The 15,767-nt window shown below is 57.1% G+C and carries 14 protein-coding genes; 10 read left to right on the forward strand and 4 right to left on the reverse strand.

The features are described from left to right. Nucleotides 1-156: 156 nt before the first annotated feature. The 5 genes from HU767_RS18985 to HU767_RS19005 all read left to right on the forward strand — a co-directional run bounded on the left by HU767_RS18985 (nucleotide 157) and on the right by HU767_RS19005 (nucleotide 5,541). Complete coding sequence (locus HU767_RS18985; protein WP_186707600.1) at nucleotides 157-1,254, forward strand: polyamine ABC transporter substrate-binding protein; 1,098 nt, start codon at nucleotides 157-159, stop codon at nucleotides 1,252-1,254. A 185-nt stretch (nucleotides 1,255-1,439) separates the two neighbouring features. After that, nucleotides 1,440-2,537, forward strand: coding sequence for an extracellular solute-binding protein (locus tag HU767_RS18990; protein ID WP_186730215.1), 1,098 nt, complete (start codon nucleotides 1,440-1,442; stop codon nucleotides 2,535-2,537). Between the two features lie 60 nt (nucleotides 2,538-2,597). Beyond that, nucleotides 2,598-3,740 (forward strand): polyamine ABC transporter ATP-binding protein, encoded by a 1,143-nt coding sequence (potA, locus tag HU767_RS18995; RefSeq protein ID WP_030138093.1) that lies wholly within the window; start codon nucleotides 2,598-2,600, stop codon nucleotides 3,738-3,740. Further along, entirely contained in the window at nucleotides 3,737-4,657 is a 921-nt protein-coding gene (locus tag HU767_RS19000; protein ID WP_186707566.1) for an ABC transporter permease subunit, read from the forward strand. The genes potA and HU767_RS19000 overlap by 4 nt, the downstream gene beginning before the upstream one ends. Beyond that, nucleotides 4,654-5,541, forward strand: a complete 888-nt coding sequence (locus tag HU767_RS19005; RefSeq protein ID WP_186707565.1) for an ABC transporter permease subunit — start codon at nucleotides 4,654-4,656, stop codon at nucleotides 5,539-5,541. The genes HU767_RS19000 and HU767_RS19005 overlap by 4 nt, the downstream gene beginning before the upstream one ends. Nucleotides 5,542-5,877: 336 nt before the next feature. Here HU767_RS19005 and HU767_RS19010 read toward each other — a convergent pair whose 3' ends face one another. Together HU767_RS19010 and HU767_RS19015 are read right to left on the reverse strand one after the other, a co-directional pair. Continuing rightward, complete coding sequence (locus tag HU767_RS19010) at nucleotides 5,878-6,219, reverse strand: carboxymuconolactone decarboxylase family protein (RefSeq protein WP_014340738.1); 342 nt, start codon at nucleotides 6,217-6,219, stop codon at nucleotides 5,878-5,880. A gap of 104 nt (nucleotides 6,220-6,323) precedes the next feature. Next, on the reverse strand, nucleotides 6,324-8,729 hold the full coding sequence (locus tag HU767_RS19015) for a penicillin acylase family protein (protein ID WP_186730216.1): 2,406 nt from the start codon (nucleotides 8,727-8,729) through the stop codon (nucleotides 6,324-6,326). 254 nt (nucleotides 8,730-8,983) lie between these two features. On the opposite strand from HU767_RS19015, the gene HU767_RS19020 reads away from it, so the two are divergent. From HU767_RS19020 to serS, 4 genes are read left to right on the forward strand one after another with little or no spacing between them, the layout of a single operon-like run. Beyond that, nucleotides 8,984-9,700 carry a hypothetical protein gene (locus HU767_RS19020; protein ID WP_186730217.1) on the forward strand — a complete coding sequence of 239 codons (717 nt, stop codon included), beginning with the start codon at nucleotides 8,984-8,986 and terminating at the stop codon, nucleotides 9,698-9,700. Beyond that, the gene (locus HU767_RS19025; RefSeq protein ID WP_186707562.1) at nucleotides 9,693-10,682 is read left to right on the forward strand and encodes a KpsF/GutQ family sugar-phosphate isomerase; all 990 of its coding nucleotides are present in this window, start codon (nucleotides 9,693-9,695) and stop codon (nucleotides 10,680-10,682) included. The genes HU767_RS19020 and HU767_RS19025 overlap by 8 nt, the downstream gene beginning before the upstream one ends. A 31-nt stretch (nucleotides 10,683-10,713) precedes the next feature. Further along, nucleotides 10,714-11,730 carry an AEC family transporter gene (locus HU767_RS19030; RefSeq protein WP_186730218.1) on the forward strand — a complete coding sequence of 339 codons (1,017 nt, stop codon included), beginning with the start codon at nucleotides 10,714-10,716 and terminating at the stop codon, nucleotides 11,728-11,730. 44 nt (nucleotides 11,731-11,774) lie between these two features. Continuing rightward, nucleotides 11,775-13,076 carry a serine--tRNA ligase gene (gene serS / locus HU767_RS19035; protein ID WP_186730219.1) on the forward strand — a complete coding sequence of 434 codons (1,302 nt, stop codon included), beginning with the start codon at nucleotides 11,775-11,777 and terminating at the stop codon, nucleotides 13,074-13,076. Between the two features lie 40 nt (nucleotides 13,077-13,116). Here the strand turns inward: serS and HU767_RS19040 are convergent, their stop codons facing one another. Beyond that, complete coding sequence (locus HU767_RS19040) at nucleotides 13,117-13,695, reverse strand: DUF6436 domain-containing protein (protein ID WP_186730220.1); 579 nt, start codon at nucleotides 13,693-13,695, stop codon at nucleotides 13,117-13,119. A gap of 108 nt (nucleotides 13,696-13,803) precedes the next feature. Here HU767_RS19040 and HU767_RS19045 point away from each other — a divergent pair, with 108 nt between their 5' ends. Continuing rightward, nucleotides 13,804-14,751: an alpha/beta hydrolase gene (locus HU767_RS19045; RefSeq protein ID WP_186730221.1), complete on the forward strand. Its 948-nt coding sequence runs from the start codon at nucleotides 13,804-13,806 to the stop codon at nucleotides 14,749-14,751. Between the two features lie 131 nt (nucleotides 14,752-14,882). Here the strand turns inward: HU767_RS19045 and HU767_RS19050 are convergent, their stop codons facing one another. Further along, entirely contained in the window at nucleotides 14,883-15,626 is a 744-nt protein-coding gene (locus HU767_RS19050) for a DUF2059 domain-containing protein (RefSeq protein ID WP_186707557.1), read from the reverse strand. Nucleotides 15,627-15,767: the final 141 nt, after the last annotated feature.

Below are 15,767 nucleotides of genomic sequence, written 5' to 3' on the forward strand. Positions count from 1 at the left end.
GCAAGGGCCTCGCCCAGCGAGAATAAAAGGCTGGGCTTGTGTTGAAAGCCTGCCCTGTAACTTGCCAGACTACCGGCTGTTCAAGTTGCCCGCGAGCCGGCTACTGAACGTGGCTAAGAAGAATAACTGGAGCATTTTTTCATGAAGGCATTAGGTATGAAGATAGCTGGCAAGACCCTCCTCGCCATGTCCCTGATGGGCGTGATGGCGGGCGCCGTCCAGGCAGACGACAAAGTGCTGCACGTCTATAACTGGTCCGACTACATTGCGCCGGACACCGTTGCCAAGTTCGAAAAGGAAACGGGGATCAAAGTTGTCTACGACGTGTTCGACAGCAACGAAACCCTGGAAGCCAAGTTGCTGGCTGGCAAATCCGGTTATGACATCGTGGTGCCGTCGAACAACTTCCTGGCCAAGCAGATCAAGGCCGGCGTCTACCAGGAGCTGGACAAGTCCAAGCTGCCTAACTGGAAGAACCTGGACACCGACCTGCTCAAGGCCGTCGGCGATGCCAGCGACCAGGGCAACAAACATGCCTTCCCTTACATGTGGGGCACCATCGGCATCGGTTACAACCCCGAGAAGGTCAAGGCCGCATTGGGCGTCGACAAGATCGACTCCTGGGACACCCTGCTCAAGCCCGAGAACATCGCCAAGCTCAAGAGCTGCGGTGTGAGCTTCCTCGATTCGCCAACCGAAATGATTCCGGTGGCCCTGCATTACCTCGGTTATCCGACCGACAGCCAAGACAAGAAGCAACTGGCCGAGGCCGAGGCGCTGTTCCTCAAGTTGCGTCCATCGATCGGTTACTTCCACTCGTCCAAGTACATTTCCGACCTGGCCAACGGCAACATCTGCGTCGCCGTGGGTTACTCGGGTGATATCGAGCAATCCAAGAGCCGTGCTGCCGAAGCTGGCGGCAAAGTGAAAGTGGCCTACACCATTCCGAAGGAAGGTGCCGGTTCGTTCTATGACATGGTCGCCATTCCCAAGGATGCCGAAAACGTCGAGGCCGCTTATAAGTGGATGAACTTCATCATGCAGCCGGAAGTCATGGCGGAGATCACCGACAACGTGCGTTTCCCTAACGGCAACAAGGCCGCCACCGCTCTGGTGGACAAGGAAATCTCCGGTGACCCGAGCATTTATCCATCGGACGAAGTGAAGGCCAAGCTGTACGCCATCGCCGACCTGCCAGCCGCGACCCAGCGGATCCTGACCCGCAGCTGGACCAAGATCAAATCCGGTAAATAAGCCGGCCTGAAGCACCCTCCTGTTGTCGCGGCCAGCGCGGCGGCGGCAACAGGAACCCAAAATAACTAAAAGTTTTGCGGGATCGGTTTATCGAGGGTAAGTTGCGCGCCGGTTTTGTTGCAGGGCCCCAGCAAGGGTCACGTAACGGGGGCAACTTGGGCCCAACTATTTAAGAGGACCTCCACGTGCCAGTCTTTTCTTTGTTACGCAACACCTTGCTGGTGGGCGCCGGCCTGACGCTCGCCGTCAGTGCCCAGGCTGCCTCCACTGTGCATATTTATAATTGGTCGGACTACATCGGCGAGACCACCCTGGCGGATTTCGAAAAAGCCACGGGCATCAAGCCGGTGTATGACGTGTTTGACTCCAACGAAACCCTGGAAGGCAAGTTGCTGGCCGGGCGCACCGGTTACGACGTGGTCGTGCCGTCCAACCACTTCCTGGGCAAGCAGATCAAGGCCGGGGCGTTCCAGAAGCTCGACAAGGCGCAGTTGCCCAATTACGCCAACCTCGACCCGGTGCTGCTCAAGCGCCTGGAAAAGAACGACCCGGGCAACCAGTACGCCGTGCCTTACCTGTGGGGCACCAACGGCATCGGCTATAACGTCGAGAAAATCAAGGCAGTCCTGGGTGTCGACAAGATCGATTCGTGGGCCATGCTGTTCGAGCCGGAAAACATCAAGAAACTGTCCAGCTGCGGCGTTTCGTTCCTCGATTCGGGTGACGAGATGATTCCGGCGATGCTCAACTACCTGGGCCTGAACCCCAACAGCGAAGACCCTGAAGACTACAAGAAGGCCGAGGCCCAACTCCTCAAGATCCGGCCTTACGTGACCTACTTCAACTCCTCCAAATACATCTCCGACCTGGCCAATGGCGAGATCTGCGTGGCCGCCGGTTTTTCCGGGGACATCTTCCAGGCCCGCGAACGTGCCAGCGAAGCCGGCAAGGGCGTCGACATTGCCTACGTGATTCCCAAGGAAGGCGGCAACCTCTGGTTCGACATGCTGGCGATTCCCCGTGATGCCGGCAACGTCAAGCAAGCCCATGCCTTCATCAACTATGTGCTCAAGCCTGAGGTCATCGCCCAGGTCAGCGACGTTGTCGGTTATGCCAACCCGAACCCCAAGGCTGGCGAACTGATGGACCAGAAAGTACGCACCGATGAAGCGGTTTATCCACCGCAAGCGGTCGTCGACAAGCTCTACGTCAACTCCGAGTTGCCGCCCAAGATCCAACGACTCATGACCCGCAGCTGGACCAAGGTCAAGTCGGGTAAATAAACGTCAACACTCTTGTTCGCCTCCTTGGGGCGAACTGCAAATTCTGTGGGAGTTTCGTAAATGGCAGTTGCCTCCGGCGCCTATAAGAAAGCCCTCGAGGGCGACCAGACACCCAAGCAGGTGCTGGTCAAAATCGACCGGGTCACGAAGAAGTTCGACGAGACGATTGCCGTGGACGATGTGTCCCTGGAAATCAAGAAAGGCGAGATCTTCGCCTTGCTCGGCGGTTCGGGATCGGGCAAATCCACCTTGCTGCGCATGCTGGCCGGTTTCGAGCGGCCCACCGAGGGACGGATTTTCCTCGACGGCGTGGACATCACCGACATGCCGCCCTACGAGCGGCCGATCAACATGATGTTCCAGTCCTACGCCTTGTTCCCCCACATGACCGTGGCGCAGAACATCGCCTTCGGCCTGCAACAGGACAAGATTCCGAAAGCCGAGATCGATGCCCGCGTGGCGGAGATGCTCAAGCTGGTGCAGATGAGCCAGTACGCCAAGCGCAAGCCGCACCAACTGTCCGGCGGCCAGCGCCAGCGTGTGGCCTTGGCCCGTTCCCTGGCCAAGCGGCCCAAGCTGTTGCTGCTCGACGAGCCGATGGGCGCCCTGGACAAGAAGCTGCGTTCGCAAATGCAGCTTGAGCTGGTGGAGATCATCGAGCGGGTCGGCGTGACCTGCGTCATGGTGACCCACGACCAGGAAGAGGCCATGACCATGGCCGAGCGCATCGCGATCATGCACCTGGGCTGGATCGCCCAGATCGGCAGCCCGATCGACATCTACGAAACCCCGACCAGCCGCCTGGTCTGCGAATTCATCGGCAACGTCAACATCTTCGAGACGGAAGTGGTGGACGACGCCGAAGGCCACGCGGTGCTGACCTGCAAGGACCTGGACCGCAGCATCTACGTAGGCCACGGCATCAGCACCTCGGTGCAGGACAAGTCCGTAACCTACGCCATTCGCCCGGAAAAACTGCTGGTCACCTCCGAGCAGCCGACCTGCGAGCACAACTGGTCCAGCGGCAAGGTCCATGACATCGCCTACCTGGGCGGTCACTCGGTGTTCTATGTCGAGCTGCCGAGCGGCAAGCTCGTGCAATCCTTCGTCGCCAACGCCGAACGCCGTGGCCAGCGCCCGACCTGGGGCGACCAGGTGTTCGTCTGGTGGGAAGACGACAGCGGCGTGGTGCTTCGCTCATGAACATGCGCAAACTCAAACGCCGACTCGATCGAATAACGCCCGGTGGTCGCCAACTGGTCATCGGGGTGCCTTTCATCTGGCTGTTCCTGTTCTTCATGCTGCCGTTCTTCATCGTCCTGAAGATCAGCTTCGCCGAAGCCGACGTGGCCATTCCGCCCTACACCGAGATCTACAGCTACGTCGACCAGAAGCTGCAGGTGCTGCTCAACCTTGCCAACTACGTGATGCTGAGCGAGGACGAGTTGTACATCGCCGCCTACCTCGGCTCGCTGAAGATGGCCTTGATCAGCACGGTCCTGTGCCTGCTGATCGGTTATCCGATGGCCTACGGCATCGCCAATGCCCGCAAAGAGATGCAGACGGTGCTGGTGCTGCTGATCATGATGCCGACCTGGACCGCGATCCTGATCCGCGTCTATGCGTGGATGGGCATCCTCAGCAACAACGGCTTGCTCAACGGCTTCCTGATGAGCATGGGCTGGATCAGCGAGCCTCTGCAGATCCTCAACACCAACCTGGCGGTGTATATCGGGGTCGTCTACTCCTATCTGCCGTTCATGATCCTGCCGTTGTACGCCAACCTGGTCAAACACGACCAAAGCCTGCTGGAGGCCGCCTCCGACCTGGGTTCGAGCACCTTCAACAGCTTCTGGAAAATCACCGTGCCGCTGTCCAAGAACGGCATCATCGCAGGCGCAATGCTGGTGTTCATCCCTGTGGTGGGCGAGTTCGTGATCCCGGAACTGCTGGGTGGCCCGGAAACCCTGATGATCGGCAAAGTGCTGTGGCAGGAATTCTTCAACAACCGTGACTGGCCGGTGGCGTCCGCCCTGGCGGTGGTGATGCTGGCGATCCTGATCGTGCCCATCATCCTGTTCAACCGCAGTCAGGCCAAAGAAATGGAGGGCAAGGAATGAAGCGCTTCAGTTTTTCAAGCCTGATGCTGGTGCTGGGTTTGCTGTTCATCTACGCGCCAATGCTGATTCTGGTGATCTACTCGTTCAACGCCTCGAAACTGGTGACGGTGTGGGGCGGCTGGTCGGTCAAGTGGTACGTCGGTCTGCTGGACAACAGCCAGTTGATGGGCTCGGTGATGCGCTCGCTGGAAATCGCCTGCTACACGGCGATTGCCGCGGTGGCCCTGGGGACGTTGGCGGCCTTCGTGCTGACCCGCATCACCCACTTCAAGGGCCGCACGCTGTTCGGCGGCCTGGTCACCGCGCCGCTGGTGATGCCGGAAGTGATCACCGGCCTGTCGTTGTTGCTGCTGTTCGTGGCCATGGCGCAGATGATCGGCTGGCCCCAGGAGCGTGGCATCGTCACGATCTGGATCGCCCACACCACTTTCTGTGCGGCCTATGTGGCGGTGGTGGTCTCGGCACGCTTGCGTGAGCTGGACCTGTCCATCGAAGAGGCGGCCATGGACCTCGGTGCGCGGCCGTGGAAGGTGTTCTTCCTGATCACCATCCCGATGATCGCGCCATCGCTGGCGGCGGGGGGCATGATGTCCTTCGCATTGTCCCTGGACGACCTGGTGCTGGCGAGCTTCGTCTCCGGTCCTGGTTCGACGACCTTGCCGATGGAAGTGTTCTCGGCCGTGCGCCTGGGGGTGAAACCGGAAATCAACGCCGTGGCGAGCCTGATCCTGCTGGCGGTGTCGCTGGTGACCTTCCTGGTCTGGTACTTCAGCCGCCGCGCCGAAGAAAATCGCAAGCGCGCGATCCAGCAAGCCATCGAAGAAAGCGCCGCCGATTCCTGGAAACAACCGGAAGTCCGCCGGGCCGAGACCGCGCCGGTCTGACCCGATACTGGCACCCAATGTGGGAGCGGGCTTGCTCGCGAAGACGGAGGTACATTCAACATTCATGTTGGCTGATACACCGCTTTCGCGAGCAAGCCCGCTCCCACAAGTTTTTGGGAACGCCACGGTCCTGTGGCGAGGGAGCTTGCTCCCGCTTGAGTGCGCAGCGCTCATCGCTTTTTTTTGGGGTCGCTGCGCGACCCAGCGGGAGCAAGCTCCCTCGCCACAAAAGCTTCCAAATCATCACACCATGGATTGATCACCAGTAAATCCTGTGGGAGCGAGCTTGCTCCGGGCGGCGATCCGACGATAGCGACCTGTGGGGTTATTGGCCCGTCACTTCTTCAACGCGTCATGAGCCTCCAGCGCTCGCAGGGAGTAGATGTACGCCGCGCCCGCGTTGAGGGACACCGCGGTGGCCAGGGTGGCGGCGATTTCTTCGCGGGTGGCGCCGGCCTTGATGGCGGCGTCGGTGTGTACGCCGATGCAGCCGTCACAGCGAGTGGTGATGGCGACGGCGATGGAGATCAGTTCCCGGGTCTTGGCATCGAGCACATTGTTCTCCGCCGCGGCTTCGTCCAGGGCCATGTAGGCCTTGACCATCTTCGGATTGCTTTTGCCCAGGGCACCAAAGGCGCTCTTGATGGTGGGCAGCAGCTCGGACCAGTTGTTGAACATAGCGTTGACTCCTGTGGAAGAGACGGGCAAGTGTGCCCCTGTAGTCTTGACCATCCATGACGATCAAGCCCGGTAAAGGATGAAAAAATACCGGCGCACCCGATTCAGGGCGTCCGGGCCGGCAACAGCTTCAAGGTGCCATGGGTGTTGGCCGTCACTTCTTCCTCGGCCAGGTGCGCCTGGTGATACAGCCCCTCGATGTACGCCTCGGCCTGATCCTCGTAATGCTTGTCGAAAGGCACGCCGCTCTGGCCTACCGGGTTGACGGTGACGCTGTGGCTCGGGTCGGCGAAGTCGATGATGCGCCGGGTCGAAGGCCCGTAGGTCACCGGCCAAGGCGCCGGGCCGATCCGGGCGGAGAGATTGTTGGGCACTTCGTGGATGCCGGGCGCGGCGAACGGGCCGACGTTGAAGATCCGGTCCAGGGGCTTTTGCAGGCCCAGCGGGTGGCCGTGGGTCAGGGTGTGGGCCTTGCCCCATTGCCATTGCGTGGCGTCTTCGCCGAGGGTGGCCTTCAGATGGGCGAGGCTCTTGTCCCAGGCCTTTTTAACGGTGTCGGCACGGGTCTCGGTGCCGAGGGTCGTGCGGTCGTCCCACCACGGTGAGTCCTCTGCGGCTGCCAGGCGTGGCAGGGCCGCGTCGATCACCCGGGTCGACAGGGCCGTTTCGAAGAACCCGTCGCCCAGTTCATCGTGCAGGGCGGCATCGGCCAGGTTGAACAGGAACTGGTTGAACAGCGTGGCGCTGAGGGAGTCCAGGGGATAATCGCCCGGCCACTGGGCCAATTGTTCCACCCATTTGCGTTTCTGTGGGTCACTGACCACCTCACGCAGCACCGGCACCAGCGGTGCAAGCAGGCGAGGACCGTAGGCGGTGGTGGTGCCCAACTGCAGTTTCTGGGTGCTTTCCAGGTCCCACTTCGCCTGCTTGTCGCTGAGCTGGTGGTTGAGTTGCTGGCCACGGTCGGCAAGGTTGTAGTAGCCGGGGATCTCGATGCCGCTGGCCGGCACCGGTTGGAAATTGGCCGAGACGATGTAGCCCCGCGCCGGATTTTCTTCCTGCGGGTTGCTGCTGAACGGATAGAAACCTTCCTTTTCCGCCTCCGGGCTGCTGCCATCGAGAATGAAGCCAGGCTTCACGCCGGCGGGGCGCTTGGGCAATTGCGCAGCGGCCCACCAGCCGATGTCCCCCTTGGCATTGGCCCAGACCACGTTCAGCCCCGGTGCGTGGATCTTGGCCGAAGCGCCGCGGGCCTTGGCGAGGGTGTCGGCGCGGTTGAGCTGGTAGAAGGCGTCGAGGATCGGGTTGCGGCTTTCCAGGAATCCCCACCACATGGCGACCGGAGTCTTGCCGGCGTTCGCGCCGAGGGCATCGTTGACGATCGGACCGTGGGGCGACTGGCGCAGCACCAGCGTCACCGGCGCCTGGCCCTTGACCGCGATCTGCTGCTCGCTGCGGGTCATGTCCACCCATTGGTCGCGATACCAGACCTGCTCGGGATTGTCCGGGTTGACCTTCTCGGCGATCAGGTCCAGGTCGTCGTTCTGGAACATGGTGACGCTCCAGCCGAAATCCTTGCTCATGCCCAGCGTCGCAAAGGGCAGCAATGCCTGGTATTGCCCGTAGAGCTCAAAGCCGGGGGCCGACAGGTGCGCCTCGTACCACACCGACGGCGTGGAAAAACGAATGTGCGGGTCGCCCGCCAGCAACGGCTTGCCGCTGCGGGTACGGCTGCCGGCGACCGCCCAGGCGTTGCTGCCTTCGAACTGCGGCAAGCCATTGTCGGCCAGGGCCTGCTCGCTCAGGCGGGCCAGGGCGTTGAGGTCCTTCCAGTCGGCGGCGGCCAGGGGCAGGCCGACCTTGCGCCCTTCGGCCAGTACGCCCTGGGGCTGCCAATCGAGGTCGAAAATATTCAGGTAGTTGGCACCCAGCACATCGCGCACATAGGTCAGCAGGGGTTCGGTGCGAAAGGCCGCGGCGAAGCTGTAGGCCATGTAGCCGGTGACGCTCACGGTGTCTTCGGCGGTGAAGGGGCGCTTGGGAATGCCCAGCACGTCGAACTCCACGGGACGGGTGTGGCTGTCCTGGTAGGCGTTGATACCGTCCAGGTAAGCCTGCATGGCGACCCAGGCGGGGGATTGCGGGTCCTGCTCGGTGATGTAGGTCGCGGCACGCTCGCGGATGCGCAGGCTGCGCATCAGCTTGTCGGTGTCCAGCAGCTTCGGCCCCAGCACCTCGGCCAGCTCGCCCCGGGCGAGGCGGCGCATGATCTCCATCTGGAACAGCCGATCCTGGGCATGGACATAACCGAGGGCGCGGTACAGGTCGGCTTCGTTCTCGGCGCGAATATGCGGCACACCGCGCTCGTCGTAGCGCACCGTCACCGAGCCCTGCAGCCCTTGCACCTGCATCGTGCCTTGGCGGGTGGGCTGCTTGCTGTAGAGGTAGCCGCCCGCGACGATGATCGTGGTGACGATCAGTGAGAGGAAGGCGATGAGGGTGCGTTTCATAAAAGTCCTTTTCCTAAATACCGATGGGTATCGATAAACAGCGTAGGGCATTGATCTTGAAAAAATAATAACCCGGCCCGCGACTTGATTCCTACTAAAACAAATTGAGTGTAAGAAGTTTCCTTCGATTTTTTGGGAATTTAACTACAAGAATTCCGTTGCTGGGTGTGAGGGCGAAGCTTATAAAAGATACGGGTGGTTAAATGTTTCATTCAGGTTGAGATGGATCTCGAAAAAGCCGTATGGAGGTGGGTGTGTCCGGACTCATGGAGTATGTTTCTCAAAAAGTAACAGGCGCAGAACTGGTGAGTGATCCGTTCAGTTTTTTTGAAGTAAAGGACTTTGTTCCAGCAGAGTTGTACAGGGAGTTTATCTCCAGCTTGCCAGCGTTGGATTTATACAAGCCGTTGATGCATAAAAGCACCTTGAAAAATGGGAGTTCGACGCGTTTTGAATTGCCTTTGTCTCTGGAAGGAATTTCGATTGATCTTGGTAAGGTTTTTTCGAGGTCCAAAGTTGCTATTGATGTTGTTGAGCTTCTTTGCAGTGAACCATTCAAGCGTCTTTTGCTGGGAAAGTTTGGCTGTGATCTTGATGTGACACCTTATCCGCATTTGTATAAAGATTTTGCCGGTTTTGATTTGCCTCCGCATACGGATATTGTTGAAAAGGCAATGACATTTGGATGGTATTTGCCAGAAAGTGCGGATTATAAAGAATCAGGGCTTGGTCTGTTTGTAAAAAGTGAAGGTGGCTTTGAAGAGTTTAGAAAAATTCCTTATGAGCCTAATGTGGCGTTTGCTTTTTTGAGATCAGACGATAGCTGGCATGGCGCTGCACACCATCCCAGTGTTTCTTATGAGAGAAATAGTCTTTTCGTGACATTTTATCGAAGAAGTCATTACAGGGATGGAGCTCTGTTGGTCAATGATCCGAATGTCGACCGTAAGGAGATAAGAATCCATGAATGATGAATCGTTGTCAGAAATGGGGTCTGACAGGCATCTACTAACCTTGGGGAGAGAGGTGTTAATCAGTGAGGGGCGGGCATTGATAAAACTTTCCGATGAGTTGGAGGGTAACGGTTTTGTCGATGTGGTTCGACTTATATTGGCCTGCAAGGGACACGTGGTGATTCTTGGTGTTGGAAAAAGTGGCCATGTCGGTAAGAAAATTGCGGCAAGTCTAGCCTCTACGGGGACGCCCAGCTTTTTTATACACCCATCCGAGGCTAAGCATGGGGACTTGGGCATGATTACGGCGCATGACCTCGCAGTACTAATATCTTATAGCGGTAGAAGTGAGGAGGTTTTGTCTCTGCTTCCATATCTTCATGATCTGGGTGTGAATACCGTAGCGTTGACAAATTTCTCAAATTCGGAATTGGCATGTAAGACAAATGCGCATGTGGCGTTAAAAGTTGATAGGGAAGCCTGTCCGTATAATCTTGCGCCAACCGTAAGTTCTAGCGCCACATTAGGTGTCGGAGATGCCATTGCTATGGTGCTGATGAAAATCAAGCGCTTCACGAAGGAAGAGTTCTCAAGGAATCATCCCGCCGGAAATCTAGGCAAGGTGCTGACGGTGAAAGTTCGTGACGTGATGGTGAGGGGGGATAAAGTCCCTGCGCTACCGCCTGATACATTGTTCTTGGATGCGGTTAGTTATATGGCGAATAAGCGCCTTGGATTTGTCGTCGTGGTAGATACCTTCTCTCGGCCTTTGGGAGTGTTTACAGATGGGGATATGGCTCGAGTGTTCAAGGGGAATGATAGTGTTGCTGGTCTTAAAATTTCGGATGTTATGGAGGTTAATTTAAGATGCGTGCATGAGGGCGAGCTGATTGCAGACTGTATAGGTATTGATGTGTCTGCAATTTTGGTCGTTGACCACAAGGGAAAACTTTTAGGTGTTTCGCACAAGCATGATCTTGTCGCGTCTATTGCTTTGTAAGTCGTCGGAAGAATAATGGATTTTATTGGGTGTGTTCGTTCGTTTGGTTGTTGCTGAACGGCAGGGTGGACTACTTATGTTGATGTTGTCGCTGAGCTCAACGTTGTCAATATTTGTTTTGATATTGTTAGGTTGTTTGCTTTCGTTTGCTGGTCTCGTGCGTCGCGGTGCTGATGAAGTACTGAGTGACTATGTTTTTTATGTTGCGCTCCCCGTAGAGATTTTTTTGACGACGCTGAGGTCCGACTACACGCCAGACGTCAATGTAGATGCTTATGTTCAGGCGTATGGTTTAGGTATCTTTGTATTGTGGATCATGATTTATATTATATATAAAGTTTGCCTCAAGAAGAGTCTGGTGGAAGTGGGTTTAAATTTTATTGCTGTTGGGCAAACCAATACCGCTTTTTTGGCAGTGCCTATCTTCATATTGCTGTTGGGAGACTCGGCTTTGGTTGTGCCAATAATTATTTTTCAGTCCGTTGTTCTTACGAGCATTTCGGTATTTGTCATGGAGGTTTCCTCTTTCTCGCAAATTGGTTCTTTGAGCGCTTTTCTAAAGAAAGCCCTGCTGGTCGTGTTCAAAAATCCATTGATCATTTCCGCGTTGACGGGGTCGCTCATTTCGCAAATTAAGCTCCCGCACATGATCGATACAGATTTTTTTATTATCGAGAGCATGGACATGATTGCTGATACCGCGGCGCCTATTGCACTAATAGCATTGGGTACTTCGTTCTATGCTGGTCGCGTAACGTCAACCATGAGAAACGACTGTAATGAAATAGTGCTGGGTGTGTTTATAAAGAATTTTTTGCACCCCGCGATTTCTTTCGTGGTGGGACAGTACATTTTTGGATTGTCTGGGTTGCTGTTGTTTGCATTGATACTGATATCGGCAATGCCTTCTCCAAAAAATACTTTCATCTTTGCGCAAGCCTATGGTGTGTCGGTGCAGAAGTTTAATCTAATACTTCTGGCTACCACGTGTGTTTCTTTTTTTGTGGTTAATGTGGCTGGATATTTTTTTCTTCCTCATGTGGTCTGAGGTTGTGCGTAAATCGGGTGGTAAACTTAATGCGGAGAGGGTAGATGATCAATGTCAAACAAGTTTTAGAAGGCGTTGCAGGAATGAAGTCTAACTTGTCCGCACGGGGGGTGCGTTTTGATTTGGATCAGTTTCTTTGTTTGTACGACACAGTGAAATCGCAAAAGCAGAGCCTGGAAGAAATGCAGCGCGAGTTAAATGCGATTTCAAAAACTATAAGAGATGATCCGTTGAAGGATGAGTTTCAATATGAGCATTCTGAGGCCTCGACGCTGAAGGGGAATATCCTACGCGCCAAGGAGTCTTACAATGTGCTCCTTGAGGAATTTGATTTGCTTTCGCGCCAGCTACCCAATTGGACCTCCCCCGATGTGCCTGTAGGCCAAAGTGATGAAGATAATTTAACTGTCAAGTTCAAAGGCCAGGCGCCAAAGTTTGGGTTCTGCCATAAGGACCATGTTCAACTAGGCCAAGAGCTGGATTTGATCGATTTTGATTCGGGCACGAAGGTGTCCGGTGCGAAATTTTATTTTTTGAAAAATCAAGCGGTTTTTCTCCAGCATGCACTTAAAGGGTTCATTTTTAATAAGGCAGTGAAAGCCGGGTTTACGCCATTACAAACGCCGGATATCTCTTACAACCATATTTTGGAGGGGGTCGGGTTCGCTCCAAAGGGTGAGGAAAGCAATACGTATGGTTTGGATGGACTTGATAAGAGCCTTATTGCTACGGCTGAAATTTGTGTTGCCGGCATGCACGCTGGGGACATTATTGATGAATCTAGATTGCCTTTGCTCTACATTGCCGAAAGTCATTGTTTTAGACGTGAAGCCGGCGCGTCGGGAAGGTCCAGTAAAGGACTGTATAGGGTGCATCAGTTCGAGAAGTTGGAGCTGTTCGTAATATGTAAGCCAGAGGATAGCGTTAAATACCATGACAAGATTCTTGAGCTGCAAGAGGAAATCTATAGTGAACTGGGAATTCCCTATAAGGTCGTTATAAACTGCACGGGTGATTTGGGGGCGCCTGCGTATAAGAAGTACGATATTGAAGCCTGGATGCCAGGGAAGGGCATCTCGGGGGAGTACGGTGAGATTACCTCCGCCAGTAACTGTACGGATTACCAGGCTCGGCGACTGAATATCAAGTACAGAGATTCTGCTTCAAAAAGTAATCGGTATGTTCATACCCTTAACGGTACTGCATCCGCATTGGGCAGAACGATGGTGGCTATTTTAGAGAATTATCAGTGTGCTGATGGCTCGGTGAAAATGCCTGAAGCGTTGAAGCGCTACCTCGACTTTGACCAGATTGCTCCAGTGGTCAACGATTCACGTAGAGCATAAGCCGGAGCGGAGCAAACCCATCTTATTTGAGATGGTTTGCTCATTTGCCCGGCGCAGCCCAAGGACAATAACAACCCACCGCCATCGTATGCGTCGCATTGACCGCCCGACCGCCGCTCAACGCTTCAAGAATCGGCTCGATGAAGCTGTTGCTCGAATTACAGGTCAGGCCTTCGCTGTAGGGGCCGAAATACGCGAGCTGGCCGCTGCGATCCCAGATCGCCACGGCCGGGCTGGCGGGGATCTGGCTGGAGCCGGGCAGGCTTGGGAGCGGCTTGAGGTTGTTCAGGGTGGCCGGTAACTGACCCTGGCTACCGGGCTTTTGTACCGCATAGAACTCGACGCCTTGCGGTACGTATTTATCCACCAGTTCGGAAAGGTGTTGCTGATTGCCGACGTTGCACGGGCACGCCGGGTCCCAGAAATGCACCAGGCGGATCGCGCCGGGGCCGGCCAGGTCGGCGGGCAGGCGCAGAGGGTCGCCGGAAAATATCGCGGTGTGTTGGCTGAAGGCCCGCAGGAAACGGCCTTGGAACCAGTCGTAGGCCACCCACAATACGACGGCGCATCCGAGGGCGAGCAGGCTGGCAAGCAAGGTCGTGCGGTGTGACGGGCGCATGGAGTCGATCCTCTGAAGCCGCGTAGCTTGCCATGCTTGCCGCGACAGATGAATATCGCAGGCCTGTAAAGTCTGTTTCGCGCGCTGCGCCCTTGTCTGGAAGCCTTGATGCCTGCCACTTTTGATCCCGATCTCCTGCGTGCCAGTCTGCAACCGCTGGCCCAGTGGCAAGCCCTGTCCGAGCAAGCCCGGGCCTACCAGCGGTTCTATGGGCTGGATTTCCCCCAGCGCAGTGCGCGCAAGGGATTAGGGCGTTTCGAGGGGGGCGGGTATGAAGTGGTCAGCCAGGTCTGGTGGCCGGAAAAAGCCGTGGCGACGATGTTTGTGTTCCACGGTTACTACGATCACATGGGGCTGTACCGGCACTTGATCGAGTGGGCCTTGGAGCAGAAATTCGCGGTGATCGCCTGCGACCTGCCGGGCCATGGCCTGTCCAGCGGCGAACGCGCCAGCATCGGCGATTTCGCCGAGTACCAGGCCACCTTGCAGGGCCTGTTGGCCGAGGCCGCGACGCTGGACCTGCCGCATCCCTGGCACTTGTGTGGGCAAAGCACTGGCGGCGCCATCGTGGTCGATCACGTGCTCAACCACGGCGCGCAGAGCCCGGCCCAGGGCCAGGTCATCCTGCTGTCGCCCCTGGTGCGGCCGCGGGCCTGGGGCTGGTCGCGCCTGAGTTATTACCTGCTCAAGCCCTTCGTGACCGGCATCGCCCGGCGTTTCAGCGAGAACTCCACCGACCCGCAGTTCCTGCCTTTCTTGCAAGCCGACCCGTTGCAACCGCTGCGCCTGCCTACTGCGTGGGTGGGCGCGTTGGGGCAATGGATCAAGCGTATCGAAGCCGCCCCGAGCAGCCCGCGCCAGCCCTTGATCGTGCAGGGGGAGGCGGACATGACGGTGGATTGGGTGCACAACCTGAACGTGCTGCGCAGCAAGTTCGACCGGCCGCAGGTGTTGATGTTGCCTGAGGGGCGGCATCATCTGGCGAACGAGGCGCTGGCGATGCGGCAGGAGATGTTTGGGTTCTTGACGAAGCGGATGAGCAGAGTCAGGCGGTGACTGATTAATTGCCTTCGCGAGCAAGCCCGCTCCCACAGGGTCTTGAGTGAACTTAGGTTCTGCGACCGTCGCAAACCCCTGTGGGAGCGGGCTTGCTCGCGAAAGCGGTATAGCCGGCGCTGAAGATCTATCTACTGCCCGAGATCCTGCCCCACCGCCAACCCCGCCCGAATCGCCGCCAGGGCCGCTTGATAATAAGCCTGGCCCTCGGTCGATTCGGCGAAGGTGGCGAATTCTTCCAGCTCGGTATCCGTCAGGTCACGGTAGACGTACAGCAGCGTGTTGTTCAGGTCCGCGCCGATCTGTTCCATCAGGCGCTGGCGCTGGCCGTTGAGCATGCCTTGGGCCTGGCCGGCACCCAAGAGTCCCGGGATCATCGAGCTCAGGCTGTCGGCCGCCACGCCGGCGATCGCCAGGCTGACTTCGGCGCCGGCCTCGCGGGCGGGGAGGGCCTGGGCCAGGTGGCCGATGATCAACAGGCGGTTGTCGCTGGCTTGCATCTTCGGCAGGCCCTTGGCGTTTTTCGCCAATTGGTCGCGCCGGGTCGCCAGCAATTCGGCCGCCACGACCTTGCGGCCCAGGGGCGACTGGAAAAAGGCCAGGGCCGGGTTCGGGTCGCGAAGCTTGCTGCGTATCTGCGCCTCGGCCCGCTGGTCCATGGCCTGGGGAGAAAAACGTTGATTGCTGTTGTTGACCAGCGCCTGGAACACCGCCGGCGGCAGGCTGCTCTGGTAGCGTTGCTGGGCGGCGCTCAAGGCATCGTTGAAATGCGCCCGCTGTTCCGGCCAGCCGGCGACCTTGTACAACTGGTCGTAGCTGTCTGCCCAGGCGGGCAAAACGCAGAACATCAACAGTGAGAAAAGCAAACGGCGCATAGGGACTCCTGTCAGCAGCCGACTATTCTCCGTGGGGTGTGGGGTCTTGTCGAGAATTCGTATCAAGTTCGTACGGCGGTGCTCTTGGAGGTAAAGAACCGACGCAGCGAACCCGCTGCGTGGCGCTGTCGGTTTTGCAGG

This window comes from Pseudomonas sp. SWRI179, from assembly GCF_014268705.1.
Lineage (GTDB): Bacteria > Pseudomonadota > Gammaproteobacteria > Pseudomonadales > Pseudomonadaceae > Aquipseudomonas > Aquipseudomonas zanjanensis.